This is a genomic window from Streptomyces sp. NPDC054975 (assembly GCF_053609105.1).
In genome coordinates this window covers 1-15,289 of record NZ_JBSGWV010000052.1, presented here as the reverse complement: position 1 = coordinate 15,289, position 15,289 = coordinate 1, and the positions used below count along the sequence as shown (strand labels likewise).

Genomic DNA, 15,289 nt, shown 5'->3' with positions numbered 1-15,289 from the left:
CCTCTAGGCTGCGGATCATGACCACAGTGCCGCCGCCCGTCGTCGAACTGTCCGCGGACGAAGCCCGCCGGATCGCCCTGCGGGCCCAGGGATTCCTGGGCGCGCCCGACCGCCGCGCGGGCGTGCGAGGCGTGCTGCGCAGCCTCGGGGCCGTCCAGCTGGACACGATCTCCGTCCTGGCCCGCTCGCACGAGCTCATCCCGTACGCCCGCCTGGGCGCCGTGGGCCGTAGAGCGGTCGAGGAGGCGTACTGGACCGACGGCCACGCCTTCGAGTACTGGTCGCACGCGGCGTGCATCCTGCCCGTCGAGGAGTGGCCGCACTTCGCCTTCCGGCGCCGCGCCTACCGCTCGCGCCCGCAGTGGTACCACGAGCTGGCCGACGGGGCGTACGAAGCGGTGATCAAGCAGCTGCGGACCGAGGGCCCGCAGACCGCGACGGAGCTCGGCGGCGCGAAGAACAAGGGCGAGTGGTGGGACTGGTCCGAGTCGAAGGTCGCCGTCGAGCGGGCCCTGATGTACGGCGAGGTGGTGTGCACCGAGCGCCGCGGCTGGAAGCGGGTCTACGACCTGGCCGAGCGGGCGATCCCGGACGCCGTGCTCCACGACGACCTGGACGACACCGAGTGCCTCCGGCGGCTGGTGCGGCAGGCGGGCGAGGCGCTCGGGGTGGGCACGCGCGCGGACATCGCCGACTACCACCGGCTGAAGAACGAGCAGTTCGACACGGTCGTCGAGGCCTCGGGGCTCGTCCCGGTCACGGTGGCGGGCTGGTCCAAGCCGGCCTGGGCGGACCCGGCGGCGCTGGCGAGCCCGCCGCGCGGCCGGCACCGTACGACGCTGCTGTCGCCGTTCGACTCGCTGATCTGGGAGCGGGCGCGCGCGGAGCGGATCTTCGGCTTCACGCACCGCCTGGAGGCGTACATGCCGAAGCAGAAGCGCGTCCACGGCTACTTCGCGATGCCGCTCCTCGCGGGCGGAAAGCTGCTGGGCCGCGTCGACCCGGCGCGCGAGGGCCGCACGCTGGTGGCCCGGCAGGTGTCGCTGGAGTCCCCCAAGGCGGTCGCGCCGATGGCTCAGGCCCTGCGCGAGGCGGCCGAATGGGTGGGCTGCGACACGGTACGGATCGAGCGCACGGAGAGCCCGGCCCTGGCCGACGCCCTGACGGCAGCCCTCACCTGATCTCGAGGATCTTCTCCCGCATCGCGTAGACCACCGCTTCCATCCTGGAGTGCAGCTGCAGCTTCTCCAGGATGTTCCGGACATGGTTCTTCACCGTGTTCTCCGAGATGAAGAGTTCCTTGGCGATGTCCCGGTTGTTCATCCCGGTCGCGACGAGCTTCAGCACCTCCAGCTCGCGGTCGGTCAGCCGGGGCGCGGGCACGAGCCGGCGCTCGTCGGTCCGCTGGATCATCGACTTGAACTCGGTGAGGAGCTTGGAAGCCATCGAGGGACTGATCTGCGACTGGCCGTCGGCCACCGCGCGAATCGCGGTGGCGACCTCGTCCGTGGAGATCTCCTTCAGGAGATATCCGGTCGCGCCCGCCTTGATCGCGTCATAGAGGTCGGCCTCCTCGTCGCTGATCGTGAGCATGATGATCTTCGCGCTGGGGGCCACCTCCTTGATGGACGTGCAGGCCTCGATGCCACCCCGTTTGGGCATCCGTACGTCCATCAGCACGATGTCGGGCAACAAATCCGCGGCCTTGTCGACCGCCTCGGCCCCGTCACCCGCCTCTCCGACGACCTGGATGTCCTCCTCCTGCGCGAGGACGATCTCCAGACCCCGCCGAAAGAGGGCATGGTCGTCCACCACAAGGACCCGGATCGGCTCTTTGCGGGAGGCCCCACTGTCCGAATCCGATCCCTCGGGGATGGCCGCGCCATCGGACTCCCGCCCGCTGTGCACCGGCCCGAAGCGGTCCGCCATCGTTCCTCCCCCTGAAGGCCGTGGCCTGAATTCGTGTTCGGTCCTCCAACCGCTGCTCGTGGAGCACCGGTTGGCGTGCACGCCATGATTTCATGCCCGGGCGACGACGCGGCGATCCCGTGGTCGCACGGGGGTGCCCCTGGGGGCGCATGGGGCGCTCCAGGGGCACCAGGACGGACTGTTGTGGGGTGTGTGGGGTGCCTGCGGGCTGCGGGTCAGCCGCCGAGGGCACCGCCGACGCCGCCGCCCTCGGCGAGCGGGTCGCTCTCCAGGTGGATGACGCCGTAGTCGTACGCGTGTCGCCGGTAGACGACGCTCGGCTGCTTCGTGTCGGAGTCGACGAAGAGGTAGAAGTCGTGACCGACGAGTTCCATCTCGTAGAGCGCCTGGTCGAGGGTCATCGGGGCGGCCCTGTGCGTCTTCTCGCGGACCACCAGGGGGCCTTCGCCCTGCACTTCGATGGAGCCCATCATCGTGGTGGGCACGGCGCCGGTCTCGTCGGCGACCAGCTGGCCGTTCCCGTTGAGCTGGGCGACACCCGGCACCACGTCGGCGACCTCGGCGGCCGACAGACGGCCGTTGCCACGGCGGGTGTACCTCTTGTCGTGCTGCTTGCGCAGCCGCGCCTCCAGCTTGCCGTGGGCAAGGTCGAGCGCTGCGTACGGGTCGCCTGCTGCCGCTTCCGCCCGGATCACCGGGCCTCGGGAATGGACGGTGATCTCCACACGGTCGGACCGGTCGGCCTGCCGCGGGTTGTGCTCCTTGGACACCTCGACGTCGAGGCTGATCACCTTGCCGTCGAGCTTCTGGATCTTCTCCAGCTTCAGCTTCTCGGCCACGTGCTTGCGGAACCGCTCGGGCACCTCGGTCTTGCGGCCCTTGACGACGATGTCCACGCAGAACTCCGTTCCCGGATCGCTCAGATCGGCTCGTTCGCCACTGAGCATCTCCCTTTGCACCAGACTCCGGTGAATGCCGGAGTCTCGGACTTGGCGACGTTCACCTCCTCCTCCCCAGTCGGCAAGATCCCCACCCCACCAACCTGAGGTTAATTCGCCCTGAACTCCTGTCCTCTAGGCGCACCCGTGCATTCGGTGAGGCGTAGCATTCGCCATTCCTCACAACCGAACATAGCTCGTTCGGTCGGGTGTCGGCACCCGCTGCGGCCACATACCTCCGTACGGGTGTTTTCACCTCTCACCACCTGCAACGATGCAAGTCACCGGTCAGTTCCGGTTTATGTCGAACGACGACGGAGAACAGGCGACCACCGCCGCCGTCGGTCGTACGCTTCCTCTTTCCACATCGCCTCCGATCAATCCCGGAATGAACGGCGGGTGTACGGCACTCAGTGCCCGCGCCGCCTCCGTCAGCGAGGCGCCGGTGGTCATCAGGTCGTCGACCAGGACCACCCGGCCGCGCTCCACGAGCCGAGCGCCGCCCGCGACGACCTCCAGCGCCCCGGCCAGGTTGGCGAACCGTCCCGGGGCGGCGAGCCCGGACTGGTCGGCGACGGCACGGCGCTGCCGGAGCACGGGAATCACCCGTGCGGCCCGCCCCCGACGGCGCAACCGGCCTGCCGCGGCCAGCGCGATGCGCCGGGTCGGATCGTGGCCACGCGCCCGCACCGAGCGCCGGGAGGAGGGCACCGGCACAAGGAGAAGGGGACCGGCCCCCGGCCCGTCACAGCGCCCGACAGCCGCCTCCACGGCGCCCGCCAGCGCGGAGCCGAGCGGTCCGGCCAGCCAGAGCGCCCCGCGCTCCTTGTGGGCGAGCAGCACGGACCGTACGGCGTCCGCGTACGGCGCGGCGGCATGGACCACCGGCAGCCCGGCCGGCTCGGGCAGGGGCCTGACCCGGCGCGGCCCCGGGCCCGTCAGCTCGTTCCGGCACGGCGGGCACAGCTCCGTACGGGGCCTGCCGCAGCCTCCGCAGGCGACCGGCAGCACCAGCCCGGCGATCTCGCGCCACCACCCCCGCATGGCTCCACTGTCCTCCTGCCGGACCCACCCGGCCACCCCTGTGGACAACGCCCACAGGGCGGAGGACGGCGGCTATCCGGGGTAGACGGGAGCGGTGCCCGCGATCTTGACGAGGCGCTGCCAGTTCGCGCCCGTCACCAGCCGCACGATGCCGTCGTTGCCCGAGTCGGCGATCACCGGCGCCTTGTCGTCGTTGGGCGCGGCCACGGCCGTCACCCCGTTGAGGCCCGGGAGCACCGAGGTCGCCGATGTCGCGCCGTCGGTCTGGATGTAGCGGACCTGCTGGACCCCTCCGGCTTCCTTGCCGACCACCACGAGCCGGCTCGGACCGGCCCAGGACACGGCCGTCACCGTCTCCATGCGCGGCGCCACCGGCTGCAGGTCCACGACCGACACCGTCGGCCGCGAGGCGTCGCCCTCGCGCTCCACCCGCCCGATCTTCAGGGTCGTCCGGCCGTCCTTCTCCTTCAGGAGCAGGGCGATCCGCACGCCGTCCGCGGAGACCCGCAGGGCCTCCACGCGCGCGCCGCCGGTCAGCCAGGGCGCCCGTACCTCCACGGGGGCGCCCTCACCGTCCGGAACGGTCCACAGCTTCGGACCGGCAGGGTTGCGGTCCGCGACCCACAGATCCCCGCGGCCGTCCCAGCTCGGCGCGGACAACCGGTCCTCGGGCCGTGCCGCGGTGCTCGTCACCAGCGCGGGGCGCAGCTCCTGGTCGGTGAGGATCGACGCCACGCGCAGCTCCCGCCCGTCCTTGCCGACCCCGGCCGCACGACTCTCGTCCCGGTCGACGGCGACCGACCGCAGCGGCGTCGCGCCCTTGCCGAACGGCCCCAGCGTCGCGTCCGCCTGCGCGTCCTCCTTGCCGCCGATCGGGAGCGTCTTCAGCATGCCCTCGTCGTCGACGAAGAACGGGTTCTCCGCCCGTCCCGAGTCGCGCACCGGGGCGAACTCCTCGGCCTGCGCCTTGGACAGCACACACAGCCGCCCGCCGTCCGAACCCCGCTGCAGCTCCACCTGTTCGACCCGTACGGACGTCAGATCGCCGAGGGTGAACAGCAGCTGGGCCGCCATCTCCCGGCACACCTCCCCGCCCACCCCGTCGGCCTTGGAGTTGAGCGGCACCTTCAGCGTGGACTGGTCGTCCGTCGCGAGCGTGGTGACGCCGTCCTTCAGCTGCGTACCGGACGGAAAACGCGAATCGACCGCCGGCTTCAGCCAGTTCGTCGGCCCCTCCAGGAGCGCCCTGACGGTCTGCGTCACCGGGTCCATCTTGGTCACCGGGTCCTGCCGCTGCCGGATGTACACCGGGTCGGCGACGACCCAGTCCTCTCCGGACGCGAAGTAGTAGGTGTTGACGGAGCGGTAGTTCCGCTGGAAGTCGGCCTCGCTGAGCACCAGTCCGGGGGGCAGGTGGTCGATGCGCCACTCCTTGCCCTTGCCGTCGGCGGCGGGCTGCTGCACGACGTGGATGAAGTCCCGGTAGTCGGTCGCCTTCCTCGGCTGGTAGGCGTGCCGGGCGTCCACGGTCGCGATCTGCCGGCCGCGGATCGGGTAGGACCGTCCCTGCGTCTCGGGGTCGGCCAGATGGTCGGCCTGCTCACGGTCCGGTGCCGTGGTGAGCACGGTGATGCTCTGAGCCGGCTTCCAGGACTGCGCGGCCTGCTTCGTCAGGTACTTCTTGGCCGTCGCGAAACCGGGATCGTCACTGGTCATGGCCTCCAGGAAGCCGTCGACGATCTCGTCGGGCTCGGCGTTCTCCCGCGGCTGCACCGCGTAGACGCGCACCTGCGAGTCGCCCGGGTTGGACGCCTTCACCGGCCGTACGTCCCCGCTGTCGGGCATCGTCGCGCATCCGGCCACCAGCAGCCCGCCGCACGCCAGCAGCACGCTCGGCCTGGCCGCCTTCCGCCCTCCTCGGAAGTCAGCGCCCACGTGTCCCGTCCTCTCCCTCGGCGTGCGTCGACGCCATCGCTTCACCGCTGTCGGCCTCGGCCGCCGCTCTGGCGACCACCCGGGACCCACTGCCGGGCAGCGCCGTCGGGTCCACCGTGGCCCGCGCCGCGGGCGGCACACGCGGCGGTACGGGCAGGGCCGGACGGTCTCCCGCCGGCTGTACCGGCAACGTCACCTGGCGCGCCGCGCCGTCCCGGCTCTCCCCCTGGGCCTGCCCCTGGGTCCCGGGCCGGGCCTTGGCCTGCTCCCGGTGACGCCGGGAGTCCTCCGGCTCCAGCGGGATCGGCGATCCGCGCAGCGGCTCGTCCGCGGTGCGCGGCAGGGTGAGCCGGAACTGCGAGCCGCCACCGGGCTCGCCCCAGGCCTGCAGCCAGCCGCCGTGCAGCCGCGCGTCCTCGACGGCGATGGACAGGCCAAGGCCCGTCCCGCCGGTGGTACGCGCGCGTGCCGGGTCGGCCCGCCAGAACCGGTTGAACACCCGGGTCGCCTCGCCCGGCTTGAGGCCCACTCCGTAGTCCCGTACGGCGACCGCGACGGCCCCGCCGGCCGCGGCCAGCTTGACGACGACGTCCCGGCCCTCGCCGTGCTCGACCGCGTTGACCACCAGGTTGCGCAGCACCCGCTCGACACGGCGGGCATCCGCCTCCGCCACCACGGGCTGCTCGTCGCCGACGACCACGATCCGGCCGCCCTTGCGCTCGGCGAGCGGCTCGGCGCCGCCGATCACCCGCCGTACGACCTGACGCAGGTCTATCGGCTCGGCCTCCAGGGCCGCCGCACCCGCGTCGAAGCGGCTGATCTCCAGCAGATCCGAGAGCAGTGACTCGAAGCGGTCCAGCTGGTCGCCGAGCAGCTCGGCGGAGCGCGCGGTGACCGGGTCGAAGTCGACCCGCGCCTCATGGATGACGTCGGCGGCCATCCGTACCGTCGTCAGCGGGGTCCGCAGCTCGTGCGACACGTCCGAGACGAACCGCCGCTGCATCCGCGAGAGCTCCTCCAGCTGCTGGATCTTGAGCTGAAGGTTCTGCGCCATCTTGTTGAAGGCCTCACCAAGGCGGGCGATGTCGTCCTCGCCGGTGACCTTCATCCGCTCCTGCAGACGCCCGGCCGACAGCCGCTCGGCGACCCCTGCCGCCATCCGCACGGGGGTGACGATCTGGCGCACCACGAGCCAGGCGATGGCGCCGAGCAGGACGACCACGAACAGCCCGGCGGTCGCCAGCGTGCCCTTGACCAGGGTGAGGGAGTCCTCCTCCTGCGTCAGCGGGAAGAGGTAGTACAGCTCGTACTGGGTGCCCTCGGCGTCGTTGAGCCGCTTGCCGACCACGAGCCCCGGCTCGGAGCTCTTGCCGTTGGTGTAGTGGATCTTGGTGTACGTCTGGAAGGTGCCGGCGCCCTGGGCCACGGAGTGCCGCAGGTCGGCAGGGATGCTCGTGGCGGGATCGACCTCGCCGGAGGCACGGGCGCCCCGGCTCGCCGGCCCGTCGGAGTCCTCCAGGGAGAGCGCGACCACGTTGAACGCGCTCTGACCACCACTGGCGAGCTGCTCCACCAGCGTGGAGCGCCAGGTCAGCGAGGAACCGGCCCGGCCGCCGTCCTGCCCGCCCGGCCCCGACGGCGTGGTCGCCGCCTTGTCCTGGGCGGCGGAGAACCCCCCGGCGGCCTGGCTCTGGGCGGCCTTCTCCTTGGCGTCGAGAAGCCCGTTGCGGACCTGGCCGATGACGACCAGGCCAAGCAGCAGCACCACGCCGAGAGACATCAGCAGGGTGCCCGCGACCACCCGCAGCTGAATGTTCCGCCGCCACAGCCGTACGGCGGGCAGCAGAGGACGACGCACCCAGCGCGCGAGGAGCCGGAGCGCCGACCCTCCCGGCGCCCCGTCCTGGAGCAGACGGCCGAATCGCGAGCCCCCCCGCCCCGGTCCGGCAGCCCGCCCCGACCGGACTCCTCGGTCCCCGGCCTTCGGAGCAGCACTGCCCGTACTCATGTCAGCTCGGCCCCGCCTTGTAGCCGACACCACGGACGGTCACCACGATCTCCGGCCGCTCCGGGTCCTTCTCGACCTTCGAGCGCAGCCGCTGGACGTGCACGTTCACCAGCCGGGTGTCGGCCGCGTGCCGGTAGCCCCAGACCTGCTCCAGCAGGACCTCACGGGTGAACACCTGCCACGGCTTGCGCGCCAGCGCGACGAGCAGGTCGAACTCGAGCGGCGTCAGCGCGATGGACTGCCCGTCCCGCTTCACCGAGTGCCCGGCCACGTCGATGACCAGGTCACCGATGGCGAGCTGCTCGGGCGCGGGCTCCTCCGACCTCCGCAGCCGCGCCCGGATCCGGGCGACGAGCTCCTTCGGCTTGAACGGCTTGACGATGTAGTCGTCGGCCCCGGACTCGAGCCCCACGACGACGTCGACGGTGTCGCTCTTGGCCGTCAGCATGACGATGGGCACCCCGGACTCGGCCCTGATGAGCCGGCACACCTCGATGCCGTCCCTTCCGGGCAGCATGAGGTCCAACAGCACCAGGTCCGGCTTGACCTCCCGGAATGCGGCGAGCGCCTTGTCGCCGTCCGCGACGAACGACGGCTCGAACCCTTCACCCCGCAGCACGATGCCGAGCATCTCGGCCAGTGCGGTGTCGTCGTCGACGACGAGAACGCGTCCCTTCATATCGACATCATCCCATTTCCGTATCAGTCTCAAGGCGGCTGGTGAGATACCTCACTGACCTGCGGTGACGTCCGCGGTTGCCCGCCGCTCACGGTCGGTGCCTGTGGGTGTCGATGTCAGACATGGATGTCACCCCCGTAGCCCCCGTCGGCCGTGCTGAACCGTACCCCGAGCGGCCTCGCTCAGCCCACGGAACCGCTCCGCCCGGATCACACGCTCTCGCCCGCACGCGTGCGTCGCCCCGCCGCCGATGCGGTTTGTACGCACTGATCAGACAACCGCCCAGTCTGCCCCCCGGCCCGCGCCCGCAGGCTCCGACGATGAAGGTACGAAGGTGATACCGGGCCCCGCCCACCGGCGGGTCCCTCGTGGCACGATGGCTCACGGCCCGCCGCCTCGACAGGGGAGAACGGCCACTGTGCCCGTGCCGGCTCGCCGAACCGGCCCCGCGACCATTCCGAGGTGGACGACCGTGAACGACACTCCGGGCTGGACCTCGCCCGGATCTGCTCCCTCCGACGGCCAGGACGGTTCCGGGGTCCCCCGGCCCGCGACGCCCGGTGACGCGAACGGCTCCGCACCCCAGTGGTCCAAGGACCAGCCGCCCGCCGGACAGTGGTCCCCGCCGACCGCACCGGTCCCCGGGCAGGCGCCCGGGCCACGGCCCGGACAGGGCTGGGGCGGCCCTCCGCCGCACGGGAACTGGGGCAGGCCCCCCGCCGCCAAGCCCGGTGTGATCCCGCTGCGCCCCCTGGGCATGGGCGAGATCCTCGACGGCGCGGTGTCGACGATGCGTACCTACTGGCGCACCGTCCTCACGATCACGGTCACCGTCGCGGTGATCTCCCAGACGGCCGACGTCCTCGTCCAGCGCTTCCTCGTCCCGACGCCCCCCGAGTTCAACCCGGACGCGGCCCCGGACGAGGCCTTCGCCCAGCTCGGCGAGTCCCTGCAGTCGAGCCTCATCGCCTCGATCCCCGCGATCCTCATCCTTCTCATGGCGACCCTGGTCAGCGCCGCACTGCTCACGGTGGTCATCAGCCGCGCGGTCCTCGGCCGCCCGGTCTCGATCGGCGCCGCCTGGCAGGAGGCCCGCCCCCGGCTGCTCCAGCTCCTCGGGCTGACCCTCCTTCTGCCGTTGATGAGCGCGGGCATCATGTTCGTCGCCCTGCTGCCCGGCCTCCTCGTCGGCTCCGCTGCCGGCGGCGCGCTCGCCTTCCTCGGCGCCCTGGGCGGTCTCGTGGTCGTCATCTGGCTGATGGTCCGCTTCAGCCTCGCCTCCCCCGCCCTGATGCTGGAGCGGCAGGGCATCGTCCCGTCGCTGAAGCGCTCCGCCAAGCTGGTGCAGGGCTCCTGGTGGCGGATCTTCGGCATCACGCTGCTGACCCAGCTGATCCTCTTCCTGGTCGCGATGATCATCGCGATCCCGTTCTCGATCGTCGGCATCGCCATGGACGGCGAGGGCTTCGGCGGCCTGCTGTCCGGGTCCACGCCCGAGTTCGGCTGGACGTTCCTGATCATCACCGGCATCGGCGGCGTCGTCATCAACGCGATCACGTACCCGATCTCGGCCGGCGTGACCGTTCTCCTCTACATCGACCAGCGCATCCGCCGCGAAGCACTGGACCTCGAACTGGCCCGCGCCGCCGGTGTCCCCGGCTACGGCCCCGCCCCGGGCGATCCGGCCACCGGGAGCTGACGGGGTGATCGACACGGGGGGCACGATCACGGCGCGGCGACCGGTCCTGGGCGCCGACGACGTACCGGTGGACGTTCCCCGCGTCCCCGCACGGGAGGCGGCGGAGCGGGAACTGTCCAAACCGATGTACCACGAGAACGAGCCCAGCCTCCTCGAACGCGGCCTCGACCGCTTCTGGGAATGGGTCGGCGGCCTCTTCGACGCGGCGGCGGGGGCAACCCCCGGCGGCCTGCTCGGACTTCTCGTGATCGTGCTCGTCGTGCTCGCCCTGGTCGCCGGAGTCTGGTGGCGGCTCGGCACCCCGCAGCGCCTCCACGCCACCGGGGACTCCCTCTTCGAGGACGGCCCCCGCACCGCCGACGACCACCGGGCAGCCGCTGCCCGGCACGCCGCGGCCGGCCGCTGGAACCAGGCCGTCCAGGAACGGATGCGGGCCATCGTCCGCTCCCTGGAGGAGCGCACCCTGCTCGACCCCCGCCCGGGCCGCACCGCCGACGAGGCAGCCGCCGAGGCCGCCCGCACCCTGCCCTCGCACACCGACGAACTCCGCGCCGCCGCCCGCTCCTTCGACGACGTCACATACGGCGGCCGCACCGCCGACGAGCCCGCGTACCGTCGCGTCGAGGAGTTGGACACGGCCCTGGAGCGGACCAGGCCGACCCTCGCCACCGCCTCCGCGGGAGCACCCGAATGAGCCGGCCCCGCACCAGCACCACCTCCACCTCGCTCGCCCCCCGCCAGCTCTGGACCCGGGCCCGCGGCGTGCTCCTCGTCCTCGGCCTGATCGTCATCGGCGGCGTCGTCCTGGCGACCGTGCGCTCCGCCGACCACCACGGACACCTCGACCCCCGCTCCGCCGACCCCAACGGCAGCCGAGCCGTCGCCGAGATCCTCAAGGCCCAGGGCGTCACCCTCCAGGTGGTCACCACGCTCGACGAAGCCACCTCCGCCACCGGCGCCGACAGCACCCTCCTGGTCACCACACCGGACCTGCTGACCGACCATCAGCAGTCCACTCTGCACCGGAGCACGACCGCCACCGGCGGCCGCACCGTCCTCGTCGGCGCCGGAGTCAGCTCCCTCCCCACCCTCGCTCCCGGCGTCACCGCGGCCCCCAGCACCTCGGTGAAGTCCCGCGAACCCGACTGCTCCCTGCCCGCCGCCGTCCGCGCCGGCAGCGTCGACCTCGGCGGCGAGCGCTACACCACGGCCCTCGCCGACGCGACCAGCTGCTACCCCGCCGACGGGCAGCCCACCCTCGTGCTCCTCCCGAACCCCGGAGGCGGCGACACGGTCCTCCTCGGCTCTCCCGAAATCCTCACGAACGAACGTCTCGACCAGCAGGGCAACGCCTCGCTCGCCCTGCAACTCCTCGGCTCCCGCCCTCATCTCGTCTGGTATCTCCCTTCGCTCTCCGACGCTTCCGTCACCGAGGGCTCCCCCGAGGGCGACACCCCCAGCACCACCGACAGCTTCTTCGCACTCATCCCCTCGGGCTGGCTGTGGGGCACGCTTCAACTCGCCCTCGCCGCCGTCCTCGCCGCCATCTGGCGAGCCCGACGCCTCGGCCCCCTGGTGACCGAGCCCCTGCCGGTCGCCATCCGCGCCTCCGAGGCCACCGAGGGCCGCGCCCGCCTCTACCGCAAGGGCAACGCACGCGACCGCGCCGCCGCCGTCCTACGCGCCGCGACCCGTGCTCGGCTCTCCCCGCTCCTCGGCGTCGCCGCCCAGGACGCCCACTCCCCCGAGACCCTGCTCCCCGCACTCTCCACCCGGTTCACCGGAACCGGTGCGGACCTCAGGGACCTTCTCTTCGGCCCGGCTCCGGCCGACGACGCCGCACTCATCCGCCTGGCCGACCAACTCGACGCCCTCGAAAGAGAGGTACGCACTTCATGAGCGCCCCGACCCCCGCGACCCCTACGACCTCGGACGACGCCCGCGCCTCCCTGGAGGCCCTGCGCACCGAGATCGCGAAGGCCGTGGTCGGCCAGGACCCCGCCGTCACCGGACTCGTCGTCGCCCTCCTCTGCCGGGGACACGTCCTCCTCGAAGGAGTCCCCGGCGTCGCCAAGACGCTCCTGGTCCGCGCGCTCGCAGCCACACTCGAACTCGACACCAAGCGCGTCCAGTTCACCCCCGACCTGATGCCGAGCGACGTCACCGGCTCACTGGTCTACGACGCCCGCACCGCCGAGTTCTCCTTCCAGCCCGGCCCCGTCTTCACCAACCTGCTGCTGGCCGACGAGATCAACCGCACGCCGCCCAAGACCCAGTCCTCCCTCCTCGAGGCCATGGAGGAGCGTCAGGTCACCGTCGACGGAACACCCCGCCCGCTCCCCGACCCGTTCCTCGTCGCCGCGACCCAGAACCCCGTCGAGTACGAGGGCACCTATCCCCTCCCCGAGGCCCAACTCGACCGCTTTCTGCTGAAGCTGACGGTCCCTCTGCCCTCGCGCGAGGACGAGATCAACGTCCTGAATCGGCACGCGAACGGCTTCGACCCACGCGACCTCCAGGCCGCCGGGGTCCGTCCGGTCGCCGGCCCCGCCGAACTCGAGGCCGCCCGCGACGCCGTCGCCAAAACCTCGGTCTCCCCCGAGATCGCCGGCTATGTCGTCGATATCTGTCGTGCCACGCGTGAATCCCCCTCACTCACCCTCGGCGTCTCCCCCCGAGGTGCCACCGCCCTGCTCTCCACCGCTCGCGCCTGGGCCTGGCTCACCGGCCGGGACTATGTCACCCCGGACGATGTGAAGGCCCTCGCGCTCCCCACACTCCGCCACCGCGTCCAGCTGCGGCCCGAGGCCGAGATGGAGGGCGTCACCGCCGACTCCGTCATCAACTCGATCCTCGCCCACGTCCCCGTACCCCGCTGAGAACGGCGCCCCATGGCCCTCACCGGACGAACCGCACTGCTCGCGGCCCTCGGATCACTCCCCGTGGGCATCCTCGCCCCCAGTTGGACGGGGATGCTCGCGGTGAACGCGCCCCTCTCACTCGCAATTCTGTGCGACTACGTGATGGCCGCGCCAGTGCGAACGCTGCAGTTCACTCGAAGCGGTGACACAACAGTTCGACTGGGTGACGGCGCAGAGGTCCACCTCACGGTCACCAACCCTTCCCGCCGCCGCCTCCGCGCCCGGATCCGCGACGCCTGGCCTCCCAGCAGCTGGTTCCCCGGCACCGAACAGTCCGCCTCACGCCAGACGCTGGCCGTCCCCCCGGGCGAACGCCGACGCCTCACGACCTCCCTGCGTCCCACCCGCCGAGGCGACCGCCACGCCGCCCGCGTCACGGTCCGCTCCTACGGCCCCCTCGGCCTGGCCGCCCGCCAGGGCAACCACACCGTGCCGTGGACGCTCCGCGTCCTGCCCCCTTTCACCAGCCGCAAGCACCTGCCCTCACGCCTGGCCCGCCTCCGCGAGCTCGACGGCCGCACCAGCGTCCTCACCCGTGGCGAAGGCACGGAGTTCGACAGCCTCCGCGAGTACGTTCCCGGCGACGACACCCGCTCCATCGACTGGCGGGCCACCGCACGACAGACCACCGTCGCCGTCCGCACCTGGCGCCCCGAGCGCGACCGACACATCCTGATCGTCCTCGACACTGGCCGCACCTCGGCCGGCCGCGTCGCAGACGTCCCGCGCCTCGACGCCGCGATGGACGCCGCCCTCCTCCTGACCGCCCTGGCCTCCCGCGCCGGCGATCGCGTCGACCTCCTGGCCTACGACCGCCGCCTCCGCGCCCAGGTGCAGGGCCGCTCGGCCGGCGACGTCCTGCCGGCCGTGGTCAACGCCCTGGCCCCGCTCGAACCCGAACTCGTGGAGACGGACGCCCGTGGCCTCGCCGCCACCGCCCTGGCCCGAGCCCCACGCCGCTCGCTCCTCGTCCTGCTGACCAGTCTCGACGCGGCCCCGATCGAGGAGGGCCTCTTCCCCGTCCTCCCGCAGCTCACCCAGCGCCACACCGTCCTCGTGGCCTCGGTCGCGGATCCGTACACCGACGACATGGCGGCCCGTCGAGGCACGATCGAGGGCGTCTACGAAGCCGCGGCCGCCACCCAGGCCCAGGCTCAGCGCCACCGCACGGCAGACCAACTCCGCCGCCACGGCGTCACGGTCGTCGACGCCACGCCGGACAACCTCGCCCCCGCCCTGGCGGACGCATACCTCGGCCTCAAGGCCGCCGGCCGCCTCTAGCCCACAACGACCGATGGCCGGCGCGGAGAACAACACCGCACCGGCCATCGGTCTCTCGTAGCGCCATGGCTCAACGGAACACGACGGAAGCCTCTCCGGCCGCGGCGCTGAAGGACCCCGGGCACAGGAACGAGCCCGAGACCTTGGAGGCCGTGAACGGCGTGTTCAGATACTTCCTCGTGTCCCCGTCCCGCTTCCAGACGATGTTCGTCACCTTGTAGCGGCAGGAGACGAACGACTGCTGGCCCGTGAGGTCGATGGCGTCGGTCGTGGCCGTGCCTGCGGTGTCGTCGAAGGTGAAGGTGGGGTTGTTGTTGAGCGATGCGGTGATGCCACCGCCGCAGGTCAGGTTGCCGCCTGGCTTGTTGATCGTGGACCGGTCGACGGTGAGCGCGCTCGGCGGATTGGCGCTGGCGCCGGCATTGGTCCAGCTACAGGTGTTTCCCGAGACGACGATCACGCCGTCGACCTTCGCCTCGGCGACGGCACCGTTCGCGTAGGCCGACGTGGGAACACCGATGCCGACCGCGATCACCAGCGCGGCCAATCCAGTCAGGGTGGGGGTGGACTTCATGTCGCTCTCCTTGCCACAGCTTGTGGGTGGGGGAAACCCGGGTTGCTCGGTGGAGCCGTCCGGATTCGGAGTGCGCACGTAGAGTGCCACAACCAACGCGACATGTCATGACCACTTCAAAAACTGGCCGAAAGTTGCCCAACGCAAAAATGCCTCAACCCCCGGACAAGGTCCAGGGGTTGAGGATAAAAATTGTTCGGCGGCGTCCTACTCTCCCACAGGGTCCCCCCTGCAGTACCATCGGCGCTGAAAGGCTTAGCTTCCGGGTTCGGAATGTAACC

Annotated in this window: 13 protein-coding genes and 1 rRNA gene; 6 read left to right on the top strand and 8 right to left on the bottom strand. The window is 71.5% G+C overall.

Annotation, left to right across the window (positions count from 1 at the left end):
* Positions 1–17 precede the first annotated feature (17 nt).
* Positions 18–1,181 carry a winged helix-turn-helix domain-containing protein gene (locus ACWF79_RS29655; protein ID WP_453731244.1) on the top strand — a complete coding sequence of 388 codons (1,164 nt, stop codon included), beginning with the start codon at positions 18–20 and terminating at the stop codon, positions 1,179–1,181.
* Here ACWF79_RS29655 and ACWF79_RS29650 read toward each other — a convergent pair.
* The 6 genes from ACWF79_RS29650 to mtrA all read right to left on the bottom strand — a co-directional run bounded on the left by ACWF79_RS29650 (position 1,174) and on the right by mtrA (position 8,533).
* Positions 1,174–1,929 (bottom strand): response regulator, encoded by a 756-nt coding sequence (locus tag ACWF79_RS29650; protein WP_453731243.1) that lies wholly within the window; start codon positions 1,927–1,929, stop codon positions 1,174–1,176. The two genes, ACWF79_RS29655 and ACWF79_RS29650, sit on opposite strands and share 8 nt — an antisense overlap.
* Before the next feature lie 215 nt (positions 1,930–2,144).
* Entirely contained in the window at positions 2,145–2,825 is a 681-nt protein-coding gene (gene hpf, locus ACWF79_RS29645; RefSeq protein ID WP_453731242.1) for a ribosome hibernation-promoting factor, HPF/YfiA family, read from the bottom strand.
* A gap of 330 nt (positions 2,826–3,155) precedes the next feature.
* Positions 3,156–3,911 (bottom strand): ComF family protein, encoded by a 756-nt coding sequence (locus ACWF79_RS29640; protein ID WP_453731241.1) that lies wholly within the window; start codon positions 3,909–3,911, stop codon positions 3,156–3,158.
* Between the two features lie 72 nt (positions 3,912–3,983).
* Entirely contained in the window at positions 3,984–5,846 is a 1,863-nt protein-coding gene (locus ACWF79_RS29635) for an LpqB family beta-propeller domain-containing protein (protein ID WP_453731240.1), read from the bottom strand.
* Positions 5,836–7,854, bottom strand: coding sequence for an MtrAB system histidine kinase MtrB (mtrB, locus tag ACWF79_RS29630; protein ID WP_453731239.1), 2,019 nt, complete (start codon positions 7,852–7,854; stop codon positions 5,836–5,838). Before mtrB ends, ACWF79_RS29635 begins: the two co-directional genes overlap by 11 nt.
* A gap of 1 nt (position 7,855) precedes the next feature.
* Positions 7,856–8,533, bottom strand: coding sequence for a two-component system response regulator MtrA (gene mtrA / locus ACWF79_RS29625; RefSeq protein WP_055539974.1), 678 nt, complete (start codon positions 8,531–8,533; stop codon positions 7,856–7,858).
* A gap of 472 nt (positions 8,534–9,005) precedes the next feature.
* Between mtrA and ACWF79_RS29620 the strand changes: the two genes are divergently transcribed.
* From ACWF79_RS29620 to ACWF79_RS29600, 5 genes are read left to right on the top strand one after another with little or no spacing between them, the layout of a single operon-like run.
* On the top strand, positions 9,006–10,232 hold the full coding sequence (locus ACWF79_RS29620) for a hypothetical protein (RefSeq protein WP_453731238.1): 1,227 nt from the start codon (positions 9,006–9,008) through the stop codon (positions 10,230–10,232).
* A 4-nt stretch (positions 10,233–10,236) separates the two neighbouring features.
* Positions 10,237–10,926 (top strand): DUF4129 domain-containing protein, encoded by a 690-nt coding sequence (locus tag ACWF79_RS29615; protein ID WP_453731237.1) that lies wholly within the window; start codon positions 10,237–10,239, stop codon positions 10,924–10,926.
* A complete protein-coding gene (locus tag ACWF79_RS29610; RefSeq protein WP_453731236.1) occupies positions 10,923–12,131 on the top strand; it encodes a DUF4350 domain-containing protein in 1,209 nt (402 codons plus the stop codon). Before ACWF79_RS29615 ends, ACWF79_RS29610 begins: the two co-directional genes overlap by 4 nt.
* Positions 12,128–13,111, top strand: a complete 984-nt coding sequence (locus ACWF79_RS29605) for an AAA family ATPase (RefSeq protein WP_453731235.1) — start codon at positions 12,128–12,130, stop codon at positions 13,109–13,111. The genes ACWF79_RS29610 and ACWF79_RS29605 overlap by 4 nt, the downstream gene beginning before the upstream one ends.
* 12 nt (positions 13,112–13,123) lie before the next feature.
* Positions 13,124–14,434, top strand: coding sequence for a DUF58 domain-containing protein (locus ACWF79_RS29600; RefSeq protein ID WP_453731234.1), 1,311 nt, complete (start codon positions 13,124–13,126; stop codon positions 14,432–14,434).
* 70 nt (positions 14,435–14,504) lie between these two features.
* Here ACWF79_RS29600 and ACWF79_RS29595 read toward each other — a convergent pair whose 3' ends face one another.
* Together ACWF79_RS29595 and rrf are read right to left on the bottom strand one after the other, a co-directional pair.
* A complete protein-coding gene (locus tag ACWF79_RS29595) occupies positions 14,505–15,008 on the bottom strand; it encodes a hypothetical protein (protein ID WP_453731233.1) in 504 nt (167 codons plus the stop codon).
* Positions 15,009–15,202: 194 nt separating this feature from the next.
* Positions 15,203–15,289: ribosomal RNA gene (gene rrf / locus ACWF79_RS29590) — 5S ribosomal RNA — on the bottom strand; the annotation flags it as partial.

What these genes read in the sequence shown, in the direction of transcription:
- ACWF79_RS29655 (WP_453731244.1), top strand. Translation starts at nt 18, where the DNA reads ATGACCACAGTGCCGCCGCCCGTCGTCGAACTGTCCGCGGACGAAGCC.
- ACWF79_RS29650 (WP_453731243.1), bottom strand. Translation starts at nt 1,929, where the DNA reads ATGGCGGACCGCTTCGGGCCGGTGCACAGCGGGCGGGAGTCCGATGGC.
- ACWF79_RS29640 (WP_453731241.1), bottom strand. Translation starts at nt 3,911, where the DNA reads ATGCGGGGGTGGTGGCGCGAGATCGCCGGGCTGGTGCTGCCGGTCGCC.
- mtrB (WP_453731239.1), bottom strand. Translation starts at nt 7,854, where the DNA reads ATGAGTACGGGCAGTGCTGCTCCGAAGGCCGGGGACCGAGGAGTCCGG.
- mtrA (WP_055539974.1), bottom strand. Translation starts at nt 8,533, where the DNA reads ATGAAGGGACGCGTTCTCGTCGTCGACGACGACACCGCACTGGCCGAG.
- ACWF79_RS29610 (WP_453731236.1), top strand. Translation starts at nt 10,923, where the DNA reads ATGAGCCGGCCCCGCACCAGCACCACCTCCACCTCGCTCGCCCCCCGC.
- ACWF79_RS29605 (WP_453731235.1), top strand. Translation starts at nt 12,128, where the DNA reads ATGAGCGCCCCGACCCCCGCGACCCCTACGACCTCGGACGACGCCCGC.
- ACWF79_RS29600 (WP_453731234.1), top strand. Translation starts at nt 13,124, where the DNA reads ATGGCCCTCACCGGACGAACCGCACTGCTCGCGGCCCTCGGATCACTC.
- ACWF79_RS29595 (WP_453731233.1), bottom strand. Translation starts at nt 15,008, where the DNA reads ATGAAGTCCACCCCCACCCTGACTGGATTGGCCGCGCTGGTGATCGCG.